At 65.4% G+C, this 22,910-nt stretch carries 19 protein-coding genes; 6 read left to right on the plus strand and 13 right to left on the minus strand.

Going from position 1 to position 22,910, the window contains the following annotated elements; translation table 11 throughout:
• The first annotated feature begins 3 nt into the window (after positions 1-3).
• A complete protein-coding gene (locus U9J23_RS07455) occupies positions 4-984 on the plus strand; it encodes an HNH endonuclease (protein ID WP_326602134.1) in 981 nt (326 codons plus the stop codon).
• A gap of 369 nt (positions 985-1,353) precedes the next feature.
• Here the strand turns inward: U9J23_RS07455 and U9J23_RS07460 are convergent, their stop codons facing one another.
• The 8 genes from U9J23_RS07460 to U9J23_RS07495 all read right to left on the minus strand — a co-directional run bounded on the left by U9J23_RS07460 (position 1,354) and on the right by U9J23_RS07495 (position 11,764).
• Positions 1,354-2,532 (minus strand): DUF3761 domain-containing protein, encoded by a 1,179-nt coding sequence (locus U9J23_RS07460; protein WP_326602136.1) that lies wholly within the window; start codon positions 2,530-2,532, stop codon positions 1,354-1,356.
• Positions 2,533-2,885: 353 nt separating this feature from the next.
• Positions 2,886-3,656 carry a helix-turn-helix domain-containing protein gene (locus U9J23_RS07465; RefSeq protein ID WP_229583539.1) on the minus strand — a complete coding sequence of 257 codons (771 nt, stop codon included), beginning with the start codon at positions 3,654-3,656 and terminating at the stop codon, positions 2,886-2,888.
• 226 nt (positions 3,657-3,882) lie between these two features.
• Complete coding sequence (locus U9J23_RS07470) at positions 3,883-4,776, minus strand: HNH endonuclease (RefSeq protein ID WP_326602139.1); 894 nt, start codon at positions 4,774-4,776, stop codon at positions 3,883-3,885.
• A 97-nt stretch (positions 4,777-4,873) separates the two neighbouring features.
• Positions 4,874-6,745 carry a DUF2075 domain-containing protein gene (locus tag U9J23_RS07475; protein WP_326602867.1) on the minus strand — a complete coding sequence of 624 codons (1,872 nt, stop codon included), beginning with the start codon at positions 6,743-6,745 and terminating at the stop codon, positions 4,874-4,876.
• 126 nt (positions 6,746-6,871) lie between these two features.
• On the minus strand, positions 6,872-7,909 hold the full coding sequence (locus U9J23_RS07480; RefSeq protein ID WP_326602140.1) for an HNH endonuclease domain-containing protein: 1,038 nt from the start codon (positions 7,907-7,909) through the stop codon (positions 6,872-6,874).
• A 397-nt stretch (positions 7,910-8,306) separates the two neighbouring features.
• Entirely contained in the window at positions 8,307-10,178 is a 1,872-nt protein-coding gene (locus U9J23_RS07485) for a M12 family metallopeptidase (protein ID WP_326602141.1), read from the minus strand.
• Between the two features lie 105 nt (positions 10,179-10,283).
• Positions 10,284-10,604, minus strand: coding sequence for a hypothetical protein (locus U9J23_RS07490; protein ID WP_326602143.1), 321 nt, complete (start codon positions 10,602-10,604; stop codon positions 10,284-10,286).
• A gap of 44 nt (positions 10,605-10,648) precedes the next feature.
• Positions 10,649-11,764, minus strand: coding sequence for a DNA/RNA non-specific endonuclease (locus U9J23_RS07495; protein ID WP_326602145.1), 1,116 nt, complete (start codon positions 11,762-11,764; stop codon positions 10,649-10,651).
• Positions 11,765-12,351: 587 nt separating this feature from the next.
• Between U9J23_RS07495 and U9J23_RS07500 the strand changes: the two genes are divergently transcribed.
• Positions 12,352-12,717 (plus strand): VOC family protein, encoded by a 366-nt coding sequence (locus U9J23_RS07500; RefSeq protein ID WP_059383600.1) that lies wholly within the window; start codon positions 12,352-12,354, stop codon positions 12,715-12,717.
• A gap of 209 nt (positions 12,718-12,926) precedes the next feature.
• On the opposite strand, the gene U9J23_RS07505 is transcribed toward U9J23_RS07500, so the two are convergent.
• Positions 12,927-14,471, minus strand: coding sequence for an HD domain-containing phosphohydrolase (locus tag U9J23_RS07505; protein ID WP_326602148.1), 1,545 nt, complete (start codon positions 14,469-14,471; stop codon positions 12,927-12,929).
• A 109-nt stretch (positions 14,472-14,580) separates the two neighbouring features.
• On the opposite strand from U9J23_RS07505, the gene U9J23_RS07510 reads away from it, so the two are divergent.
• The 3 genes from U9J23_RS07510 (at position 14,581) to U9J23_RS07520 (ending at position 19,571) form a co-directional block, all read left to right on the plus strand.
• A complete protein-coding gene (locus U9J23_RS07510; RefSeq protein WP_231912045.1) occupies positions 14,581-15,318 on the plus strand; it encodes a hypothetical protein in 738 nt (245 codons plus the stop codon).
• Positions 15,319-15,655: 337 nt separating this feature from the next.
• Positions 15,656-16,756, plus strand: a complete 1,101-nt coding sequence (locus tag U9J23_RS07515; protein WP_326602152.1) for a hypothetical protein — start codon at positions 15,656-15,658, stop codon at positions 16,754-16,756.
• Entirely contained in the window at positions 16,743-19,571 is a 2,829-nt protein-coding gene (locus U9J23_RS07520) for an FtsW/RodA/SpoVE family cell cycle protein (protein WP_442802273.1), read from the plus strand. The genes U9J23_RS07515 and U9J23_RS07520 overlap by 14 nt, the downstream gene beginning before the upstream one ends.
• A gap of 4 nt (positions 19,572-19,575) precedes the next feature.
• Here the strand turns inward: U9J23_RS07520 and U9J23_RS07525 are convergent, their stop codons facing one another.
• The 3 genes from U9J23_RS07525 to U9J23_RS07535 all read right to left on the minus strand — a co-directional run bounded on the left by U9J23_RS07525 (position 19,576) and on the right by U9J23_RS07535 (position 21,782).
• Entirely contained in the window at positions 19,576-20,565 is a 990-nt protein-coding gene (locus U9J23_RS07525) for a rod shape-determining protein (RefSeq protein WP_016692119.1), read from the minus strand.
• Between the two features lie 171 nt (positions 20,566-20,736).
• Positions 20,737-21,090, minus strand: coding sequence for a hypothetical protein (locus tag U9J23_RS07530; protein WP_326602158.1), 354 nt, complete (start codon positions 21,088-21,090; stop codon positions 20,737-20,739).
• A gap of 140 nt (positions 21,091-21,230) precedes the next feature.
• Positions 21,231-21,782, minus strand: coding sequence for a helix-turn-helix domain-containing protein (locus U9J23_RS07535; protein ID WP_060654406.1), 552 nt, complete (start codon positions 21,780-21,782; stop codon positions 21,231-21,233).
• A gap of 82 nt (positions 21,783-21,864) precedes the next feature.
• On the opposite strand from U9J23_RS07535, the gene U9J23_RS07540 reads away from it, so the two are divergent.
• Positions 21,865-22,224 carry a hypothetical protein gene (locus tag U9J23_RS07540; protein WP_059383608.1) on the plus strand — a complete coding sequence of 120 codons (360 nt, stop codon included), beginning with the start codon at positions 21,865-21,867 and terminating at the stop codon, positions 22,222-22,224.
• 9 nt (positions 22,225-22,233) lie between these two features.
• Here U9J23_RS07540 and U9J23_RS07545 read toward each other — a convergent pair whose 3' ends face one another.
• On the minus strand, positions 22,234-22,899 hold the full coding sequence (locus U9J23_RS07545) for a FadR/GntR family transcriptional regulator (RefSeq protein ID WP_016692114.1): 666 nt from the start codon (positions 22,897-22,899) through the stop codon (positions 22,234-22,236).
• Between the last annotated feature and the right edge of the window lie 11 nt (positions 22,900-22,910).

Genomic DNA, 22,910 nt, shown 5'->3' on the forward strand with positions numbered 1-22,910 from the left:
CCGATGCGTCTTGATATCGCCGGCGCGTGGTCTCTGATTGGGTGGCCAGGAGGATTTGTGAGTGACGGCTCGTGGAGCGGCGACGATTTCGGTGCTCGTCTCCGTCGCGAGGCAATGGCATGGTTGACCATCCGCACAAACGACGGCCTCGATCCGATCAGTCGCCAGGACCTCCTCGACTTCACGATCGACGGGAAGATGTTTCGGCTCATGGACCCGACGCGAGGGATTCGGAAGCCGAAGGAGCTTTCGTCCGCCCTATCCATCAGTACGACGTACCGCGCGCCGGGTACGAGGCGTCCGTACGAGGATCAGGTCGGCTCGGACGGGCTCCTGCGCTACAAGTGGTCGACGACCGACCCGAAAAACATGGACAATCGTGGTTTGCGCGCGGCCATGAACGAGGGCGTGCCGCTGATCTGGTTCTACGGCGTCGGTCCGAGTTTGTTCCAGCCCATCTATCCGGTATTCATCGTGGCGGAAGAACCCGACGAACACCAGTTCGTCGTCGCCACGGAAGTGGCTCGTGATCTCCATCGTCCCGATTCCCAAGCAGAGGAGCAGCTTCGGCGTTATGTCGTGGCTGAGACGAAACGTCGGCTCCATCAGCCGGTCTTTCGTGCAACTGTGATGCGCGCATATGAAACGCGATGTGCGGTCTGCGCTCTCGGTCATAGTGAGCTGCTGGATGCTGCGCATATCGTGCCCGACTCGCACGAAGCAGGTATTTCGTCGGTGACCAACGGGCTTGCTCTGTGCAAGATTCACCACGCCGCATACGACGTGAACATTCTCGGTATAACGCCGGATTTGGTCGTCGAGATCCGGAAGGATCTTCTCGACGAGATCGACGGCCCGATGCTCGAACACGGCCTCAAGGAACGGCACGGACAAAAGCTTATGGTGGTTCCGCCGGCTCGCAATGAGCGTCCCGATCGAGAACTCCTGGCGATCAGTTACGAACGTTTCCGCAGCGTTGGGTGAGGATGAGGAGCCGGAGCGGTAGACGCGCTGCGCAACCCAGTTCGCTCGAGTGACATTCGATGAGTAAAGGGTGTGCAAGGGCTGGACCCTCGCACACCCTCATCTCATTGGTTGTTCGCTGACGGATCAGATCGGTCGAGGCTCGTGACGCCGCAGAATTCGGTCACGCGGTCCAGCGTGTGCTCGTCGCGGAGCCTGCGAACCGAATTCTGATTCGCGCACAAAGCGGCCTCGCGCAGTGCAGACTGGGGTAAGTCCCGCGGAGTGGTGGAAATCCGCTGAGCGCATCCGGCCCGGTCCGCGATTACGACCTCGTCAAGCAACTCCGCACTTGGAAGCGACGGGTGTGTTCAGGGTCAACGAGCCTGCCTACAGCCATTCGTCCACGCCGCCATGGCCAGAGCACGTGCCACGTCGATTCTGGCTGAACGAATACGTGCCATCTGCGCAGCGGGCCGATGCTCCAGCCGGAGCTGTGGGCGCCTGGACAGGGCCGGGAATGCAGTTGCCGTTCACATTGACGTAGCTGTTCGCTCCGCAACCGCCGCTGTAACCGCTGTCGGGAGCGGGAGCGGGAGCAGGTGCAGGAGCAGGCGCTGGTGCCGGTTCGATCTCGACCGGCGGGGGAGGAGCGACGAACGCAGCCGCGGGCGGAGGTGTGTACTGCTCTGTGGTCGGCGCGGGCTCGGTAGTCGTGGGCGTCGGCGTCGGGGCAATGCCGCCACACGAAAGCAATTCACGCTCGAGCGCTTGGTGTTCCGTGGTCGTAGTCCACAGCTGGTAAGCGGCCTTCACCTCGACCTGCCGTGCTGCATACGTGCAGCGGTATCCCTCGTTCGGTGGCAGCCATGCAGAGGCGTCTCTGTCGCTCTTCTCCGTGCTGACGCTCTGTGCGACTGCCTGAAGGTTGCGAGGATCGTTGGCCAGGTCCCGGAGGGTCTCGGCACCGAGTTCGTACGCACCCTTCTGCCATGCATCGCTCAGCGAGACGACGTGGTCGATGACGACATCGTCGAAGACGGCCGAATCACCTGTGTAGACGTCTTCGAGCGTTCCGGTACGGACTGTGCACGCAGACTGCGGATCGAGTGATACGGCCGTCAGGTCGCGGCGGAGGATGTCGTTACGCGTGTCGCAGCCATTGTGGCCACCGTCCACTGCCACGTCGTCGGACCATTCTTCGCCGAAACGAGTGAGGTCGAACTGGGCGGCAGGTGCTTCATCGCGGACGCGGATCGTTGCGAGAGTCTTCAGCGCTTGCGTTGCGCGATCGCTGTCGACCAACTCAAAACTGGCCGGTGCCGGTAACGGCTCCGGTGGCGGCGTCGTCGTAGTCGATGTGGAGGAGGAGACCGGTGCGGCAATAGCGGAAGTCTGCTCGGCAGCGGGCGTTTCCGGCTCACGTTCGGGCTCCGGGGCAGTAGCGCCAGCGAGTATGAAGCCGGGGATGAGGGCCCACGCCGCCCATTTGTAGCGCGCAGGCCGGGTGCGGTCTTCGCGCAGGTACATGACGCCTGCAGCGATCGCAAGGAGTCCGAAGACTGCCATGCCCCACGCTCCTGTGAAACCGGCCAATGCAAATATCGCGCCGAGCACGATCGCGATTACAGCGATGAGCTTTCCCAGGCGAGTGCGTGCTCCCCGATCATGTTGGGACGTTCGGGAGGGATTCGTCGACATGGCTACACCTGCTCGACGCGGAAGCAGGTATGGATGACCGCGGCAAGAATGGCATGCGCGGGGGTGGAGTAGAGCATGTGTATACCAATTCATAGGGGCCGGCAATGGACGCCGAACCGGTGCACTTGCTTGTTTCGGCGGCAGCGTGAAATTCGTTACGCCATGTCCGAAAAGACGGAATTCGCGCTACTCGGAGCTCATTCGAACCGCTGTAAGACTGCTTACGCGACGCGAGCGATGCGGCACCGACACTTTACTGCACGTCCGTACTCGTCGTCCGGTAGCCATCCGTACTCATCGCAGTTGTCGCACTTCTCCGGGACGCTGCGTGGGACGGTCAATTCTTGCCACATCCGCACCCACGCTTGTGCGTACTTCATGGGGTTCTCCGGACGATGGACTGCTCTGGCTGCTGCGACCAGCTTCGCGGTGCCGTGGGTTTCGATCAGATTCTCGATTGCAGCTGCCGCCTCAGGCTTGAGGTACGCGAATGTCGCCATCAATCCCGCTTGCTTGCAGGCTGTTGCCAGACCTGCCACGGCCGGAGTGAGCGGAGCATTGGACGCCGGTGGGGTGCGGTTGGTTTTCGTTCTTGGTTCATCAGTACTGATAAGAGCGCCTGGCATACCGTTGTCCGCGCGACCGCGCGTCGGCTTTTCAGGCTCCGGGCCGGTGCGCGGCTCCTCGTAGATCGTCTGGATGGTGATCCACTGTCCGCGCTCGTTCTGGATCTTCTCTCGGATCAAGTAGCCGAGCTCCGCCAGCTCCCGCAGGGTAGAGCGGATGGCGTCGCGCCCCTCCTTCGGTGATTGACCGGCTATCAAGTCGGATCGAGTACGCCAGTCGTCCGGCTTCGACAAGAGCCAGATGAGCACGCCACGGGCGCGGAAGGACAAGCGTTCGTCGTTGATGACGGCATTGCTGAGGATGGTGAAGTTGCTGGCCAGGCGCGGTCCACGACGCACGCCGCCAGCCAGGGTATTCTGGCCCACGTTCGACTCCCTATAAGTCGGACATCCGGCCCGTCGGGAGTTGCCGCTCCTGGCGGGCCTTCTTCACTTGTGACGCCACGCGGATCGGTGACGATCTTGAGATCTTGGCACTCCTCTGGTTGTGCGCGCAAGGAAAAACTTCGAAGTCGCTTCAGTGCAACGGTTTACATGATCACGTGGGCCGTGACATCTCTGCGTCGGTCGTCATCGAGTATTTCTCCCGGAGTTAGGGAGCCGATCGGATCCAGTTGCACGCTTCTCGATGCCGGCCGATTGCCGCCGCGTCCGGGTGATGAGCGGAGCTTTTCGGTACGCGAAGCCGCTTGCCGGCCAATGCGGCGTACTCGCTGCCCGCGAGTCGGGGAGCCACTTCGATGGTGAGGTCGCTGCGCACCGTCCACAGTTGCAAGTCGAACAAAGTGTGGAGGTCGGCGCGGAGAAGCAGACCATTGGTCACATGGTTGCTGTGCTCTCCGAAGTAGCGGTCGATATGGGCTGCTTCCAGGACCGCCTCGACGTCGCATCCCGTGACTGCGCAACGACGTTCATAGGCTGCAAGCAATGCGCGACGGAACTTGGGCTGACCATATCGCACAGCAATGGCTCGTTGAGCGCGCTTACGGACGTCGTCGCCCTTCTCGTAGGTGGGAAGGCTGGCGGGCAGCTCTACATCGACGACGGGGAAGTGGGCGAAAGCAAGATCGGCTTCCGCGCCGAACAGAGAGCGCAAGCGACTTTCGGCAGACGGGTCGGACACTTGGTTGGCTCCGGCCTGCGCCGCGAGATTCCTTCCGAGCAACTTCTGTAGCTGAGCCCAGGTGGGCGATGAAACTACGTCCTCACTGATTGTGTCGAACTCGAATCGGTGGGTGTAACCGCCGGTCCGAACGTCGCTCCAGTGCGCGGGTTGCGAGCTCGGGGTGATTTCGTATAAACCGGAAGTCGCTCGTGCGCGTGCGACAAACCCATTGCCCTGACCCGTGATCCAGAAGTAGATGTCGTCACCGGGCACAATCTTCCTGAAGTACGACGGGCTGCGGACGTCCCAGAAGCCGTCGTCTCGTGCGTAATCCCAGTGTTGTGGTGTCTTCTCGTTGATCTTTACGATCCAGCTGGTCATTGCCCATGCGCCTTCTCAGGTTCGCATCGGGTGGGGGCATGTCCTGCTGCGGAAGCCCGTCGGGCCGTGCTCGGTGTTCGGTAGTCGTCGTGAGGTGTCAGTCGGAGATCAGTTCGCGGAGCGCATCTCGCGTTTCGGCATCGGTCGAGTAAAGGACGGTGCCGATCATTCCGCGGGTGAGCAGCACCTTGTAGACGTTGCGGACCAACCTGTCGAAGCGCACGTCGGAAATTCGTGTTCGGTTCTTGAAATCGGGATCACGGTTCGCCTCGCGAACCGTCGTGAATCGTCCGTTACGCCAGACCAGATCGGGTCCGAGGATGACTCCGTTCCAGTCGTATTCGAAACCTTGGGCCGTGTAAACGCAACCGACCTGGCCGAAGCCACCCTCCTCGGTTGCCCACAGCGCAGCCGGGGGAGCGTCGCCGATTCGTCGGTCGCTCTTGCTGTTCCACGGACGTGCCCAGCTGCCGATCCGAACGTCGGGGACCAGATTCCCGTCCTTGTCTGCGTTGCTCCACGGCCAGCAGTAGCCCGCCGTCATCCGCGCCGAATATCCGCGATCCCTCTGCTGGGAGAGAAGGTGCTCCATCTCCTCGGGGCTGTCGGCAACGCGGACGGTGAATTGGGGATCACCTTTCCACTCGAACGGCCCTCCGTCTTCGAGGTCGAGTAGCCGCTTCACCCACAGCAAGTACTCTTCGCTGCCTCCGCAGCGGAACTGTTCCCCCAGGTGGATGTGCTGTGTCTCGAGCCCCAGTGAGGCTGCGTAATGTTCGATCTGGGCATAGGACCCCATCTCCCCGGGACGTACGACCTGGTGCTCGTCGAGAAGAAAGACGGGGACGCGCGCGGCCGCGATGAGTTCGTCGACCTGCGGTCGGTCTGTCCGGAGTTCGGCTCGTGTGTAGCGGTCGACGGAGGTCTCGCGGATGCGGTGCGCCTCGTCGAGGATGAGTACGTCCAGTCCGTTGCGATCCGCCGTCATGAACTGGTTGAAGTACTTGAACATCTTCTGCACGCGCGGCGCGCGGTGCCCCGCAACCTTCCGCAGGGTTTGTGTGAACGATCGGGACCCTGTCGCATGCAGCACGGTTCGGCCGCGCCGGGCGAGCTCACCGAGGAGCGATAACGCCACGACGCTCTTGCCGCTACCGGGACCACCGGTGACGATGATGACGCGCTTTCGATCGGCGGCGCGAGACTGCTCCACCTCGTGAAGCACGAGGTCGACGGCGAGTTGCTGATTGCCGAGCAGATGGAACTGTGGCCGGTCGCGTACTTCCGCGGCGGCAACCTCGAGGAGTTGCTGTGAAGGGGCGATCGCCGACTTCATCAGCGCGTCGCCGGCGGCGTAGCCGGGCGTGGGTGCGAGGCGGTTCCGGAGGAACTCGATCATGTCTCCGCGATCGGCGGCGGTGAACATGCGCCCGGTGACGCTCATCGGGTACGAGAGCAGATCGGTGACAGCCCCCGGATCGGTCGCGTTGTGCAGATATGCGATACCTGCGAGAGCATCCGGCTGATCCGCCACCGTACGGGCGAAGTCCGCGAGGTAGTCGCAGTAACCCTTCACCTGTGCGGCGGGGTGCAGCTTCGGTCCTCCGGGCATCCCGGCCACCTCGACAAGCTCGGGATTGTCCTCGTACCGACGCGCCGCAGACCATTGCTTCAGCTCGACGACCACGTACGAAGCCGCACCGGTCTGTGGATGGGTCCCCGCGAGGACGACGTCCGCGCGCTGGGACGTCAGCGGCAAATGATATTCGAGCAGCATCTCGACGTCGTGGAGACCAGCGTCGACGAGGTCGCGAGCGAGAACAGGCAGGCTCCGTGTCCAGGACCTCTGCTCGGCTTCCCCGGCACGTCGTCCCGTGCGGAACAGCATTTGCTCCAACAACTGCTCCGCGAGTGATTCAGGACGATCGAGGTCGACGATCCGGCGGGCGGTAGTACGAAGCAGCGTCACAGTCAGGTCCCCAAGGCAGCACGAATCCACTCGTGCGGGTGGGGGCATGTCCGTGGCTGCTCATCGCAGCGGAAGTCCGTCGGGCCGCAGGACAGAACTATATCGGTGAGAGCGGCCGCGGGTCGTTCAGGGCGCGTGCGGTTGGTACGTCCCGGACGATCTCCACAGCAACGAGCCGGCAGGCAAGGCCGCATACACGCCGTGAGCAGCCGACGCCGTCCGCTTGTGCAGGACCGGGATGCGGGTAAGGCTGGAAATCTCGGACAAGGATTGTCGTTCCAGGGCTCGTGTCACGTGGTCCTGCACCGGGATGCTCGCCGACTTGTCGAGGTTGCATCGTGCGTCGGTTGCCACCAGGTTGGCAACACCGTCGATGGGGATCATCGACCAAGGCACAACGTGATCGATGTGGACATCGGATTGCAGACGGCCGTCGCAGTAGAAGCAACGACCTGACTGCAGGTCACGGAGTGGGTCGACGAGAGCACGCAGTGCTGTGCGGTCGGTGCCGAAGAGAAACCCGTCGATGTCCTCGGCGTCGAGTTCGGCGCGATTGAGGTCGATGACGTCGTGCGCCCACTCGGAGCGCACGAAGGTCCTGAGCAGTACGGATGTCCGTCGTAAGCCTTCGGGAACTCCTGGTCGCAGCACGATGACGGCGATTCGGTCGACGTCGCTCATGGTCATCTTCTTGTGGAAGCCCGCCGCGTCGTACATGAACTCGTCGCGGGTAGCGCTGTGAGGAACGCTCTGCAGGTGCGTAAGTGGCTGTTGCGCGATCGTCAGCCGTACGGAGCGAACGAGTCGTCGATAGACCGGATGGGCGGACTCGCGAGCTACCTCCGCGGTGCGAAGCCCGTCGAGTATCAGGACGTCTCTGGCTTCTGCGATTCGATCAGGGATCGAACGTCCGCGCCTGACCTGAGTAAGCCGTCCGTGGCGGTGGAACGACCGGACCTGATTCCAGTAATAGCCGATGACCCGATGAGTGATCTCGTCGATCGGAACAGTGAGACTCCCGTCGGGAGCAGCGGTGTTCTCGACGCAGATGTCGACGAGCGCCATGACGGTCGCGAGCTTGTACGTCGAATTGCGGCGGCCGGCCTCGAGCAGTTGCACGACACGGCCGGCGACGTCGAGGGGGTCAAGTGCCGCAAAGCTCATCCCGGCACAATATCCGCCGCTCGAGCCTGAGGCTTTCGCGCTACGAATTCTGAACCGGAGGTCGTGCGGTGAGGGCGTTCGGCCGATGCGGTTCTCCTGTCAATCCGAATCGCTCATCGAAGATATCCTGCGACGTGAGCCATCTATTGCTCGGCTCAAGCATGGGGCGAGCAGCATCGTGACATTGGCCATTTTTTGTGGGGTGGATCCGAATGGAGATAGGGACGAGCGGCCGGCAATGATCGAACCCGAATTCGATACGTAGACGATAGGGGAGTGCAGTGGGCTTCCTCGCGCCCTGAGCCGAGGTTAGCTCGCGTTACGCGCGGGGCGAGTCTCGGTTCAGCGCGTGAGAGATAGGCGGGCGCAGGCGACTCGGACGGCATGGGGGTTCTGATTACGACCCCTTCCACCACGACGTGTACACGCGACCGTCGTTGCCGCAGATGACAGCGTCGAGGTTCTTCGGGCCCCGCGCGATCGCCGTCACCTTGCGACCTGCCGGGAACACCCCGCCGATGTTGCGCCATCGGTCGCCGATGCCGGACCAATCGCCGCCCTGGTACCACCACGACGTGTAGACGCGGCCGTCGTTGCCACAGATGAACAGGTCGATGCTGTCGCGGGACTTGGCAACCGCGCTTACCGGCGCGCCTCTCGGGAAGACGCCGCCGATGTTCCGCCACGTGTTGTTCACGCCCGACCAGTCGCCACCCTGGTACCACCAGGAGGTGTAGACGCGGCCGTCGTTGCCGGTGATGAACGCATCGAGGTTTCCGGCACTGCGTGAGGTGACCGCGACGGGTGCGCCCGGTGGGAAGAAACCGCCGATCGAACGCCAGCGGTCGCCGATGCCGGACCAGTCGCCGCCCTGATACCACCAGGACGTGTACACACGTCCGTCGTTGCCGGTGATGAACAGGTCGATGCTGTTCGAGGACTTGGCGATTGCGGTGACCGGTGCGCTCTTCGGGAACACGCCACCGATGTTGCGCCAGTTGTTGTTGATGCCGGACCAGTCGCCGCCCTGGTACCACCAGGAGGTGTAGACGCGGCCGTCGTTGCCGGTGACGAACAGATCGAGATTGCCGGGGCTCCGTGAAGTGACCGAGATGGGAGCGCCCGGAGGGAAGAATCCGCCGATGGAGCGCCAGCGGTCGCCGAGGCCCGACCAGTCGCTGCCGTAGTACCACCAGGACGTGTAGACGCGTCCGTCGTTGCCGGTGATGAACAGGTCGATGCTGTTCGGCGACTTGGCGATCGCGGTGACCGGCGCACCCTTGGGGAAGACACCACCGATGTTCCGCCATCGATCACCGATACCCGACCAGTCGTTGCCCTGGTACCACCACGATGTGTAGACGCGACCGTCGTTTCCCGTGATGAATGCGTCGAGATTGCCGGCGCCACGTGAGGTGACGGACAGCGGTGCCCCTGGCGGGAAGACGCCGCCGATGTTGCGCCATCGGTCACCGATGCCCGACCAGTCGGGATACAGCGCGTGCACCGCGGTGATGTCGCCGCGCGACAGTCCGTTCCGTTGCCCCATCACCACACCGGGCGGTAGCGGGACTCGCGGCACGATGGTGGGTTGCCCGTTGGAGCTGAACGCGGTCGCCGAATAGTGCATGACGGAAGCGAAGTCGTATGCGCCGATATCGTCGCCGTCCGTGATGTGCTGGTCGAAATTGTGCGCACTGGCGGGATCGATGTTCGCGAACCGGATCTCGACCAGAGTGTTGCGGTCCTCGCGGCTCTGTTCGTGCCACAATCCCAGCGCGTGGGCCATCTCGTGGACGACGGTGCCGACAGGGGCATTGGCGGTGATCTCGATGTCCTGACGACCACCGCGCATACCGACCGGTGACCGGCTCGCTGTGCTCGGGCGGAACCGAACGAAGTTCGCGTGGCCCGCACGCGCGATGAACCGTATTCGGGTGTTGACATTCCAGTGCGCTACCGCATCCGTGATGCGCTGGGCGTTGGGGAATGAGGGGTCGACCTCGAACGGGACGGTCGCGTTCGGCCAGCGCAGGTGAGCTCCCGTGACGCCGATGCCCTCGGGACCGGCCTGTGCTGCGACCTCCTCGACCGTACCCAGCACGATGTCGCCTTCGAACACGGCCAGGCCGTCCACGTCGGCGTACCGGACTTCCCGATCACCGTCGGCGGTGTGGACGACGGCCGTGCCGGCGACCGGTCCCGATTGATACTCGCCGGTGTCGCCGTAGTCCTCGGCGTGGGTGAGTGGTGCTTCGTAGATGGACATGGGATGTGTTCCTTCCGTGGGGTGCGAACCGTCCCGGTCGGGAGTCGATTCGTTCGGTACGGGATCCGATGACCTTCTCCCGTAGAGGTTGTGATCGCAGAGTCGTCAGGTGACCATGCCGACCGGCACCGTGAGCGGACCGGCGTCACCGGTCACCGGCACCGGTATCGACCGGGTCGACAGCAGATCGCCGACCGCGACCACACCGTCACCGACCAGGTCGACGTGGCAACGCAACGACAGTGCCGTAGCAGCAGACACTTCCGGTACATCGAGTACGAAGGGGATACGCCCCCCGGGCCGCACGGGAATGCCTTCCATCTCGACACTCGCCAGCACAGGCGCAGTCCCGTCCGCGTACGACACGTCCCTGACCTCCACCACGACCCGCGCCGTCGTGGTGGGTGCATCGGTCGGAATCGTCACGACTCCGCGGACACGCCTCACGCGTCCTCACATCGGTTGAGCCGTCACCAGTGGATGGCGGCCACCGAATCCAGTGGCTCGGTGATCGCCTCCACCGCGACCTGCAGATCCGCATCTCGCAACGCCTGCGGGAACCGCAGCCGGGCGCGTTGTTCGATCTCGGCCAGCGGAACCTGGAAGACCCGGAACTCGTCGAGGTCGAGCACCTCGAGCTGGTCGAGGTTCTGGCTCAGCAGGAAGCCTCGGGCCTCGAGCTCGCCGTTCTCCATGAACACGAGCACCTTCCAGAACTCGCGGGGGATCTTCACCCTCCTGAACTCGCGGTCATCGTCCGCGAACACCGGGCCGCCGAACGCCGACACCTTGAGGTCGTCGACGTCCACGTCGGCGAAGACCGCGTCCTCGAGCTTGCCCCAGACGCCGTCGCGGGCGCTCTGGTTGAAGTCGTCCATCTGCGGGGTGATGTTGGTGTAGAAGAACGAGTCCTTGTTCGCCTTCGTTGCTTCGCTCAGGCTGCCCCACAGCAGGTCGGCTCGTCGTGCGAGGTGCCCGCGATCGAGCCGGTTCGCTCGGTACAGCTCGTTGCCGACCTGGGCGTCCGCTGCCAGACGTGGATCGTTGACGAAGTCGATGTTCTTTCGGCTGACCTTCTTCATGGATCCGCCGTCGATGTTCCACGCCACCCAGGCCGCGAACCGGCGCGACTTCCGCATCGCCTGCGAGAAGTGCGTGTAGTGCAGCACCTCGGACCCGTCGTTCGCCTTCGCGATGTCGGGCTTCACCTCGGCCGTCACGTCGGGAAGCGGGACGGGTGTCGACAGGAAGTGCGGGTCGTAGCCGACGGCCGCGACCGCCTCTTCCGACACGGGCGGGGTGAGGGTCACGCCCAGCTTCTCGAAGACGGACTGCGGCAGGCACCCCAGCGCGTGCTCGTCGGCGCTGCCGTTGGCCTCCCCGGCGAAATGCAGTCCGGCCAAGACCGTTGTCGCCGCGCCGGTTCCGGACCGGAACATCCATGCCGATCCCGAGTCGCCGCCGCTGCTGATCTCACCGTCGGCTGCCGGGTGCGTCGGGTCGGGTCCGATCTCGAACCCACCGATGGACTTCGTGCCGAGCCCGCAGATCTCCGGATCGAACTGCCGATCCTTGACCGTCGCCACGGCACAGTCCCCGGCCGGCCCAGGTGCGACCGCACGAGTCGTCCTATCCGGTTGTCGTCGCGTCTTCCGGGGCGGCGTCGCTGCTTCCGGGGCGCGATGGAATGCGGGTTCGTACGACCGCTCGATCACATCGGTCAGAACCTTCACACCGTTCACGGTGATGCTCTCGGGAAGCGGGGAGGTGCCCAATGCTTCGAGAGCTTCGGGCTCCGATACCTTCTCATTCACTGTGAACTGCACGGCGAGCTCGCCGGTGGGTTTGCCGTCCACATGCTTGTATCCGACGCCGACGGACGAGACGTTCGGATCATCGAGGTAGTCGGCGCCCTTGTTGCGGAAGAACTTTCGCGCAGCGACGGTGAGTTCGTCCTTCTCGGGGCGGGGTGTGCGATTCGTCGGACAGGGAGAGTGCAGCGGCCTCGGCTTCGTCCAACAGCCGCCACTGTCCGGGTTGCGTACTCATTCTCGGGACTCCGAAGCGCGGGTAGTGGTGTACTCGAATTCGAGATGACCCATCACTCGATTTTTGTGTAATGAACCCCGCTGAGCGGGTCGAATCCACCGAGGATCGTCGAAGGAGTGACCGCATGCGTCCGACCGGCATCACCACGAACATCAACGTCCCGGACATCGGGGAGGCGCGGAGTTTCTACGCGGACTATCTGGGGTTGAGCGTCGAAGAGATGAACCTCGGGTGGGTCGCGCGGTTCGCCACTCCGGATGGTCGTGCCGTGGTCCAGTTGGTCAGTGGCGACGAGACGGCTCCCGTGGACTCGGCGATTTCCGTCCACGTCGGCGACGAGGTGGAAGCGGCCTACGAGGAAGCGCAGCGTCGAGGGTTCGAGATCGTGTATCCGCTGACGACGGAGCCGTGGGGAGTGCGGCGGTTCTTCGTGCGCGCACCGGACGGCACGGTCGTGAATATCGTCAGCCACTCCGACGACCCGCGGTAAGGGGACGAGGACGCCGTTCCAATCCGGTGTTCTCGACGGCGAATATGTCGGTCGAGAACACCAGATCCTCCGGCTCGTCGCGCCGTCGCGTGCGGAGGCGAGGAAGTACCCAGTCCTGTAGCACGTCGGCATATATCTGGCGCATCGTCTGATGCGGACACTGATTTGTGTGGGCTCGACCCCGGATAGCGGGGCCGGATCCACATTAATCAGCTCAGGCCGAGGTCGATGGCGACGAGCCCTGCCTGCGTGCGGTTGTGGACGTCGAGCTTGGTGTACACGTGCTCGACATGATTGCGGGTCGTCTTGTGCGCGATGCCCAGCTCGTCGGCGATCTGCCGGTTCGAATAGCCCAGAGCGACGAGTCTGAGGATCTCCACCTCGCGACCCGTCAGTCCCGCAGGCCAGGGCGCGCGTCGCTTCGTCGGGTGCCCGGCCGCGAGCAGTACGGCCTCGACCGCTTCCGTGTCGAACAGGCCTGCCTGCGCGTCGCGGCACATCCGGGCCGCCGCGGCCTCCGCCGTCAATGCTTTGCGGTGCGGTCTAGCTTCTCGTAGCCGCTGGTAGGACTCCGCGGCGGCGAGGATCCGCGCCGTCACGCCCAGGTCGGCAGCTCGGAGTCCGCCGGGATATCCGGAGCCGTCGAGCCGCTCGCGGTGCGTCACTGCGACGGCGACGACGGGTTCCAACCCTCCGACGCGGCTGAGGATCCGTCCGGTCAGATACGGATACAAGCGGACCCGCTCCCATTCCGCGGTGGTGAGCGGACCGACCTTCTCCCAGATCTGATTGGGCACACCCATCCGTCCCAGTCCGTGCACGAGACCCGCGCGGTAGAGGAGTTCGACCTCGGCGACCGGAAGTCCGCGATGCCGGCCCGCAGCTGCCGCCAGATCCGCGACGCGTCTCGAATGCCCCAACAGGTAAGGACATTTCAGGTCGACGAAATCCGCCATTGCGCGCAGCATCTCGTCCAGTTCGGGTCTGCTCAGGATGTAGTCACGATCGGATGCCTGGGTGAGCGCCGCCGACCATGCGTCCTGTTCGAGCACACCTGCCGTGATGGCGTCGACGTCGTCGACGAACACCTGCGCCACGCGCGGGCCGAACTGGGTTCCGCTTCGCGCACGAGCGACAGTGACCGCCTGCGCGGACCCACCGAGACGGACGTACACCTCGGCGACGTCGGCCAACTGCACGATCTGCATCTCGACAGGAATCTCGTCACCGCGAACGCCAGAAGGTAGCCCCGCACCGTCCCAGCGCTCGAAGGTGAAGGTCAGCATCGCGCTCACCCGAGGGTCCAGCCCGACGCGATCGGAGAGAACACTTGCGGACCCGCAGTGGGACCGGATGAGATCGGACACCTGCCGGCGCGCGGTGAACAGGAAGGCCGTGGCGTGGAGGAAGCGCTCGGCGTACGGCAGTCCCCGCCCGCTGTGCCCCATCAGCATGCGGAAGAAGGGGAGTCCCGTCATGTCCACCGCGTAGGTATCGGCGCGGAACGCGATGTCGTCGCCGAACATCCGAGCCAGTTCGTGGGAGTCCGCGTGGCATCCGATCCAGGCCACCAGGTTGGCGTAGAAGACGACGTCCCGCTGGTCGGCGCTCAGTCCCATCCGGTCGGCGATGCGCGTGGCGATCACTGCCGAGCGCAGCATGTGCTCCATCGGCTGACCGAGACCCAGATCGATGGCGAGGGACAGCGCGGCGACCAGTTCCGCCCGTCGCGGACCGTCACCCGTGGACGTCATGGAATCAGTGTCCTCGCACGATGCCCGGTCCGAAAGATGAGGCAGCGGCCTCATGACGTGCGGACGCCGCGAGCACAGGATCGAAGTACCCGCAATCGAGGAGGACGACATGACCATCACCCCGCACGCAGCCGCCCAGCAGTCCTGCGAACTGCCCCGGGTTTCCGGGGAGCGTTTCGCCGGCTACGCCGTGATCGGCGCGCCGTTCGCGAGCGGCCACTATCTCGCGCTGCGCAGATTCCCGACCAACAGCATCGGCGACGGCTTCACATCCGTGTGGCACCGCGACCCGGACGGCACATGGACGGTGTACAGCGACGTCCCGGCCGAGCTGAGCTGCCCGCGCTATCTCGGTCGCGCGCTGAGCCGGACCGAGCAGACCGACGTGCGCGCCGAGTGGACCGGCCCGGCCGACCTGCACGTGACGGTCGGTACCGAACTGGAGTGGGACCTCCGGATGACCACCTCGCCGGCGACCACCGTCATGAACGCGGCGGGCAGTCTGATGCCCGACTCCCTCTGGCACAGTCCGACGGTGCTGGCCGCGATGGGTCGCGTCGCCGGACCGGTGCTCGGCGCCGGCCGGATGCGACTCGGTGGGCACCTGCCGAACGGGCAGTGGTTCCGGGCCAACCCGCGGCAACTGTGGGCCGCGCACACCGAGCGTGCCGTCGTCCGTGGAGTGGATCTCGGACCGGAAGGTCCACTGACCCAGCAGGACCGCTTCGGCGACTTCCGGCTCCCGCAGCGGGGATTGTTCGCGACGGTGCAGGTCTGGCTCGAACCGTACGACGCCCGGCGCCACCACCCGGCACGTCCCGACACGGTGTATGCGGACGGCGAGTGATCGGTGGGTGTTCCCGGCGGTAACAGCCTCTGGGGCAGAAGTGCCGCAAGGTTTCGTTCGAAAGTCGAGGCAACTCTTGCGCAAATGACACACAATGGATTTCGGTAACGAGTCGTCAAGTGGGAAAGGCAATTCAAGGTCAATTCACCCGCCCGCTCCGGTCTGGCTGACACTTGCGGGAGGCCTGGCGTTTTCGGGATGCGCGATGATCGAAGCAGTCTTGGGAATCCATGCGAGAGACTACGAGCCCGTCGAGGTTCGATCCGTCCCGCCCACACGGACGGACGACGACGCAGGGGGCGGCGTAGAACTCGGAAGACTGCTTGCCGTAGCGACTTTGACTCCTGCGCAGGCCGCGCTGCTCGTCACGGATGCGGTCGATCAACTCGAACTCGCGCACGCCCGGGGCCACCATCCGATCCGCCTCCGAGGCGACGCAGTGATGGTGTCCGAGGGCGGTCAGCTCACCATCGACTGTGTCAAGAATGCACGATCCTGGGACGAGGTGCGCGACGCGACGGCGGGTCTTCTTCGCCGAATCGTGACGAATTGCCGCAACGAAGCGCTCGGGGAGCGAGTGGAGGTGGCGATCGCCGAGTCGACGGATCTCGTTGGTCTGGCGAGACGCGTTCGTTATGCTGCCGCAACCGAATTCGACGACCCCGAGGTCGAAAGGAAACGATCGCAGATCGCCGCGCTCGTCTCGGTGGTGAAGGGAAATGCTCGTCCGGTGGACGGTACGGCGGAGTGGACGAACGTGCCGCGCCTGACGGAAGAGAGGACCTTCGTCCCGAATCGCCGTCGCCCGCCGGCGGGAAAAGTGTGGCATCGCAAGAAGCGACGGCTGCCGCGACGCCGGACCGTCATGGCGCTGGTCGCGATCATCGCGCTCGTCGGGCTGGTGTGGGTGGCTCCCACGGCGTGGACGGAACTGAATCGAGGCTGGCACACCCTTCTCGATCCCGTGGAGTCGTCGATGGACGACCGGATCGATCCGGTGTCACCACCGCCACCGGTGCCCGACGTCGCGCCGGGAGCGCCCGTGCCGGGGCCCGTCGGCACCGGTCTTCCCGGCAGCGCCGGACCGATCACGCGGGTCGCCGCGAGCTTCGCGAACGGTCCGTGCGAGCCGGGAGAATCGTGCACCGTCCGCGTCGACGTCGGGCTCGACCCCGCGGCGAATATCGGTGCGGTCACGTGGAATCTGACCGTCTACGACCGATGTACGGGCGTGACACTGCCGGGCGGGGCGATCACCCTGCCGGTGCCGGCGGGAAGCCCGGAGGCCTACGGCATCGGAAGCGTCGACATGCCACCCGGGTCGGCACTCGCCGTCGCCGCGGTCACCACCGTTCCTGCAGCGGCCGCGTCCGAGCCGGTGTACGTTCCCACCGAGAATGCCGCCTGCGTGCCCGGGGGCTCTCGTGACGGCGGATAGGCACCCATCCGATCCTTGGCTCGTCGCGGCGTCCGTCGCTCTGGTCGCTCTCGGCATGCTCAACATGATCTCGACGGGCATGTCGTCGCTCGCAGTGCGTCACGCCGTGCTCGCCGCCGTGGGGCTCGGTGCGATGTGGATGACCTCGCGCATGCGGATCGCCGCTCTGAGCCGTTTCGGGTGGGCGCTGTTCGCCGCCTCGGTGGTCCTGCTCGCGGCGGTGCCGCTGGTGGGTATCGCGACCAAGGGCGCTCAACGCTGGCTCGATCTCGGCGTGTTCACCCTGCAGCCCTCCGAGATCGCCAAGCTCGCGCTGGTCATGGTTCCCGCCGCAATACTGGCCGGTGGGTACACGCTCGGCAGGTTCGTCGGTGTCCTGATCGTGTCGGCGGTGCCGATCGCCCTGGTAGCGCTGCAACCCGACCTTTCGACCGCCGTGGTGCTCGTGGCGACCGTGCTGCTCATGCTGATCCTGGCGAGAGTCCCATTGCGGTCGCTGTTCCCGCTGTTCGCGCTCGGGCTCGCGTCGCTGCCGATGGCCGTGTTGTTCCTGCGTCCGTACCAGCTCGAGCGGATCCACGTCTTCCTGTCGAACGACGCCGACCCGCAGGGATCGGGTTGGGCGGCGTGGCAAGCGGACATCGCGATCGGCAGTGCGGGGTGGTGGGGTCTCGGGCGCGAACCGGACTACGATCTGCGGGCGCAATATCTCCCCGAGTCGGAACACGACCTGGCCTTCGCGAGTCTCGTGTACGGGTGGGGCCTGGTGGCCGGCATCGCCGTCGTGGCGGCCGTCGTGATCATCGTGTGGCGTTCCGTGGTCGCCGCCCGCGTCGCACGCACTCGGGAGGCGGCACTCGTCGCAGCGGGCATCGGCGGTGTGTTCGGGCTGCATACCGTGGTGTCGGTGGCCCAGAGCCTGTCGCTGTTGCCGCACACCGGCATGCCGATCCCGATCTTCAGCTACGGAGGCACCGCCTCGATCATCGGGTTCGTCTCGATCGGCTTGGTGCTCGCGGTGCGCCGCGACGGCGTGACCCGGCCGCTGTGGGTGACCGAACCAAAGAAGCGCCGTCTGCCGCGCGGAGTGTCGGTGGGTGCGCTGACGCTGACGGCCTCGCTCGCCGCGATGTCGGTCTTCGCGTGGCAGATGCAGACCGCGCACGGCACCGAGTTCCGCGCGACGAGCGACACGCAGATGCTCCGCTGCATCCGTCTGCCCGCCGAGCGTGGTCAGATCCTCGACCGGACCGGCGTTCCCGTCGCGACGAACGTCGCCGAGTACACCGTCGCCGTGGTCGCCCGGATGTTCGCCGAAGGTGCCCCGTCGGCGCGCTACGAACTCGCCGCCCTGCTCGGCATGCCCCCCGAGAAGCTCGACGAGGAACTGCGGAGCAGTACCAGCGGGGAGATCCAGGTCGTGCTGGGACGTGTCGGGCCCGAACAGGCCCGGACGATCGTGGACGCTCAGCTGCCCTGGGTGCTCGTCTACCCGACGGGGCGCAGGCAGTACCCGCACGGAGAGGTGCTGGCGTCGCTCCTCGGGTACGTCGGTATCGCGGACGAGCAGGACATGGAGCTGTGGCCGACACTCGCGCTCGGATCACGGGTCGGCAAGGCCGGGCTCGAGCGGCAGTACGACGCGTTGCTGCGCGGCGTCGACGGCAGGCAGTGCGTCTACGTCGATCCGTCCGGGCGCCCGGTGGGCACGGGGGAGCGGGTGGATCCGATCCGCGGCCACGACCTGCGGTTGCATCTCGACCTCGGCATGCAGCGGGCCGCGACCGACGCGCTCGCCCAGACGGTGCGCACCAGCGGCGGCGACCTCGGCGCCGCGGTCGTGATGGACGCCCGCACCGGCGCGGTGCTGGCGCTGGCCAGCGTTCCCGGCTACGACAACAACGTCTACGGACCCCCGGCCGACCTCGCCGCGATCGCGGCGCAGACCGCGGCATCGGGTCCGGGCCGCATGCTCAACCATGCGGTGCAGACGGCAGCACCACCGGGGTCGACGTTCAAGATCGTCACAGCGTCGACGAACGCGGCGTTCGACGTGCTGTCCCCGGATGCCTTCCTGGCGGGTGGTGCGGCCTACACCTACGGCGGTCACACCTTCGCCAATTGGCAGCCGATGGGCCCGAACAACCTGCTCGGGGCGATCCAGTGGTCCGACAACGTCTACTTCTACCAACTGGCCGACCTTCTCGGTCCCTACCGCATCGCGCAGATCGCTTCCGAGCTCGGCGCGGGTGCCCCCTCGGGGATCGATCTGCCGGCCGAGTCCGCAGGCTTCCTCGGTACCCCGGACAACGTCGAGAGCATCGGAGGTGCCTGGTATCCGGGTTCGACCCTGCTCATGGGTATCGGCCAGGGCACCGTCACGGCCACGCCGATCCAGGTCGCGCGGTGGACGGCGGGTATCGCGTCGGGTCAGATGGTGACCCCGAAGCTCGCCGCCGCCTACGGACCCGGCGACGCGGTCCCGATTCCCACCGAGCAACCTCGGCCGTTGTCGTTCGCCGACAAACTCGAACCGGTGCGCGCCGGCATGCGGGCGTCGGCCTCGGCCGGCACTGCTGGTCAGCTCGCGAGCCTGCCGGTCACGGCCGCCGCCAAGACCGGCACGGCAGAGGATCCCTCGGCACCGGGCAAGGGGCTCAACGCCTGGTTCTCCGCGGTCGTACCCGCCGAGTCGCCGGAGGTCGTGGTGACAGCGCTGGTGCGCGGTGGCGGTTTCGGATCGGCCACCTCGGGACCGGTCGTCAAAGGTCTGCTCGAGCGTTACCTCGCGCAGCTCCGGACGCCGAATCCCTGACAGGTCAGGCGGCGTAGGCGGCGATCACGTCGGCGTGCTCGATGCACGAGGTCGCGCCCTCGGCGACGCAGGTGAGCGGACGCTCGGCGGTCTTCACCGGCAGGCCGAAGGCCTCCTCGAGCAGTTGCGGCACGCCGCGCAGCATCGATCCGCCGCCGATCGCCAGGATGCCTTCGGCCATCACGTCGCTGATCGCGCGCGGCGGCAGGTCGTCCAGGCAGCTCGACAGCGTCTGCACGATGCTCATCGTGGTGGGCCGGACCGCATCCATGATCTCTTCGGTCTCGAGTGTCACCAGACGCGCGCGGCCGGTCGCGGCGTCGCGACCTTCCACCACGAGCGACCGTTCGTCGGCGGTCTCGGGCGCACCCACCTTGGCGCGCTCGGCAGTGAGTTCGCCGACGATGATCTGGTGTTCGGCGCGGAGATACCGGAGGATCGCGCTCGTCAGGTCGTCCCCGGCGATGCGGCAGCTACGGTGCGACAGGACACCGCCGTAGCAGAGAGCGGTGACTTCCGAAGTGCCACCGCCGATGTCGACGACGAGATGGGTTCGGGGCTCGAGCGGGTCGATCCCGCACCCGATGGCACCGGCGACCGGCTCGGGAATCAACCCGACCTTCCGCAGACCGGCCTCGTGTCCGACCTCGAGCAGCGCACGACGCTCGAGCGGCGTGGCCCCGGCGGGAGCTGCGATGACGCCCACGGGCCGGATGCCGTAGCGGCGGCGCGGGGCGAGCTGGGCGAGCACGGCCGTGACGAATGTCCGTGCCGTTTCGAGATCGACGATCACCCCGTCGCGTATCGGGTGGACGGGGGTGATCCCGCCGGGTGTGCGGTCGACGAGGTCGCTCGCCTCCTTGCCGATCGCGAGCGCGCGGCGCGGTTCCTTCGTCCGAACCATCATCAGCGACGGTTCGTTGAGGACTATGCCCTCGTCGGGAGTTCCGACTACGGTGTTGGCTGTTCCGAGATCGATACCGAATCCACGCACGTCGGCCTCCGAGAGGATCCCAGCGAAATTTTCCGGATGGTGTCCAGCGGCATCGTGATGATGTCGTGTACCGCTCAGGTTACCGCCGCCGAATTCCGTTACGCGCGTTGTTCACCGGAATGATATGCCGCGTTGTGCCGCTGAGTGCCCCGCTCGTCTCGGATGACCGGATCAGGCGGGATCGAGTTGCAGCACAACCTCGACACGACCGCGTTCGTCGCGTGTCGCGACGGCGTGACCGGTGCGTTCCTCCTCGTCGAGCTCGATGCTCATGGGAGCACCGACGCCGAGAAAGTTGCGCCACCAGGACTTCTCGTCGGGCATCGCGACGCCGATCGTCACGGAGTCGCCCGAACGTCGGTAACTGATCGGCAACGTGATCGTCCTGCCGGATTTTCGACCCGTGTACGTGATCGGTGCGACATAGTTACGGATCCGGTTACCGATGACGGGTAGACCGGCGGCTCCCATGACCATGGAGTTGAAGGGACCTGCGAGACGGAACAGTGAACCGGCAATTGTCATGTCTACCTCCCGCAGACACGGTACGGGAAGGCGTAACCGTCCGACATCGGTTCGACTTCGGCCGGCCCACGACGATCTTCGCGCAGTGGGCCGGTGCGCACGTCGACGAGTTCCGCTGAGGTCTACTCCTCTGCCGGCCTCTACCCCTCTTCGGAAGCAGTGCTGGGAGGAGCCGGTATCACCGCGGTCGTCAGGGTGATGCGCATCCGGTCGTCACCGGTATCCGTGCGATACGGGGCGAGGATGTCGGCGAGCCTGCTCTGGATCTCCGCGAGATCGTCGGTCGTGACGTAGAGCGGGGTGGTCCCGAAACCCAGATAGTCCCGCAGGCTCCGATCGTCGTCCCCGATGAACTTGTCGAAGCTCTCGCCGAGCGCACCCAGGAAGGTGACGAAGGCATTGCGCAGTTCGGCGTCGCTCATCGCCGCGAGGTCGTCGTGGCCGACGTGTGCCATGCGGTCGCCGAGCGCGAGGGTGCGTTCTACGGTTCCACGCACGCGACGTTCGTCGACGACGGTGACGATCTCGGCGTCGATCAATGCTGCGACGTGCCGGTAGAGCGTGGCCTGGGTGACGTCGGGTAGTGCCGACCGGAGTTCGCTCGTGGTCAGCTGCCGTCCTCCGAGTTGCTGCACGATCCGCAGTCGAACCGGATGCAGCACGACTTCCGCGATCGGGGACGTCTTCGCCATCGGTACCTACCCATCATTGTTATCACCATGATAATGTTCTCAGTGCTGTAGTCAGTTTACCGTCGACGGAAGGTCCGACGTCATGGCCGAAACGACATACGACAACGCAACCCTCCACCTGTCCTTCTCTCGGTGGGAAGCCTTCATGGTCCGCCGATCCGCGATGGAGGTGCCGATCTCGGCGATCACCGGCGTGGAGGTCCTTCCGGGATGGACGTCCGAGATCCTCGGCATCAGATCGGGCATGGTGATCTCCGGCTTCTTGAAGGTGGGCACCTTCCGGCACCCGCGCGGCATCAAGCGCCTGGTCGCCATGAAGCGAGGTCATCCGGTGCTGCGTGTCGCGCTGGGTGGCCCGGGCGTCGAGTTCGACGAACTTCTCCTGAGCTCTCCGGAGGCGTACACCCTCGCGGACGCCCTGCGCTCGGCCGGGGTCCGATGAGCGGCGGCCTCAGTCGGTGAGTTCCGCGAACAGGGCCCGCGCCGCCTCCACGGTCGCGTTCTCGTCGCCGGCGATCACGGCGGCGACCAGAGCGGTGTGTTCCGGTTCGAAGCCGAGACCGGTGACGCGGACGTGCCGGTCGATGGTCCGCCGGATCGACGGGAGCAGCGAGTCGTAGAACTCGAGGTACACCGCGTTGTGGCTGGCCTCGACGATGCCGCGGTGCAAGGCGACGTCGGCGGCCACCGCGGCGTCGGTGTCGGATCCGGCGAACAGCCGGTTGCGTTCGGCGAGCAACTGCTCGAGCCGGGCCACGTCGTCGGGGGTGCGTCGTCGCGCGGCCAGGACGGCGGCGGTGACGTCGAGTGCCTGCCGCAGTTCGAGGACGTCGCGTTCGTGGGCGGTGGCGAAGTATTTGCCGAGGGTGCCGGTGACGTCGGAGGTCGCGATGACATAGGTGCCCGAGCCCTGGCGGCGTTCGAGCATGCCGGTGTGGACGAGTGCCTGCACGGCCTCGCGGACGGTGTTGCGTCCGGTGCCGGTGAACTCGCACAGCTGCGGTTCGGTGGGGATCTTCTCGCCCACCTTCCAGCGACCGCTGCAGATCTCACTGCGCAACTGCTCGGTGACCTGCTCGATCAGGTTCGTCCGCTGAACAGGTTTTCCCAAAGTCATCCCATCATCCT

Origin of the sequence: Rhodococcus sp. PD04, from assembly GCF_035918275.1 — a bacterium.
Lineage (GTDB): Bacteria > Actinomycetota > Actinomycetes > Mycobacteriales > Mycobacteriaceae > Rhodococcus > Rhodococcus rhodochrous.

Bases quoted from the DNA above. Each gene is read 5' to 3' on its own strand.
- U9J23_RS07485 (WP_326602141.1), bottom strand. From the start codon at position 10,178: ATGTCCATCTACGAAGCACCACTCACCCACGCCGAGGACTACGGCGAC.
- U9J23_RS07455 (WP_326602134.1), top strand. From the start codon at position 4: ATGCGTCTTGATATCGCCGGCGCGTGGTCTCTGATTGGGTGGCCAGGA.
- U9J23_RS07500 (WP_059383600.1), top strand. From the start codon at position 12,352: ATGCGTCCGACCGGCATCACCACGAACATCAACGTCCCGGACATCGGG.
- U9J23_RS07460 (WP_326602136.1), bottom strand. From the start codon at position 2,532: ATGGCAGTCTTCGGACTCCTTGCGATCGCTGCAGGCGTCATGTACCTG.
- U9J23_RS07470 (WP_326602139.1), bottom strand. From the start codon at position 4,776: ATGACCAGCTGGATCGTAAAGATCAACGAGAAGACACCACAACACTGG.
- U9J23_RS07535 (WP_060654406.1), bottom strand. From the start codon at position 21,782: ATGGCGAAGACGTCCCCGATCGCGGAAGTCGTGCTGCATCCGGTTCGA.
- U9J23_RS07540 (WP_059383608.1), top strand. From the start codon at position 21,865: ATGGCCGAAACGACATACGACAACGCAACCCTCCACCTGTCCTTCTCT.
- U9J23_RS07480 (WP_326602140.1), bottom strand. From the start codon at position 7,909: ATGAGCTTTGCGGCACTTGACCCCCTCGACGTCGCCGGCCGTGTCGTG.
- U9J23_RS07510 (WP_231912045.1), top strand. From the start codon at position 14,581: ATGACCATCACCCCGCACGCAGCCGCCCAGCAGTCCTGCGAACTGCCC.
- U9J23_RS07545 (WP_016692114.1), bottom strand. From the start codon at position 22,899: ATGACTTTGGGAAAACCTGTTCAGCGGACGAACCTGATCGAGCAGGTC.
- U9J23_RS07530 (WP_326602158.1), bottom strand. From the start codon at position 21,090: ATGACAATTGCCGGTTCACTGTTCCGTCTCGCAGGTCCCTTCAACTCC.
- U9J23_RS07505 (WP_326602148.1), bottom strand. From the start codon at position 14,471: ATGACGTCCACGGGTGACGGTCCGCGACGGGCGGAACTGGTCGCCGCG.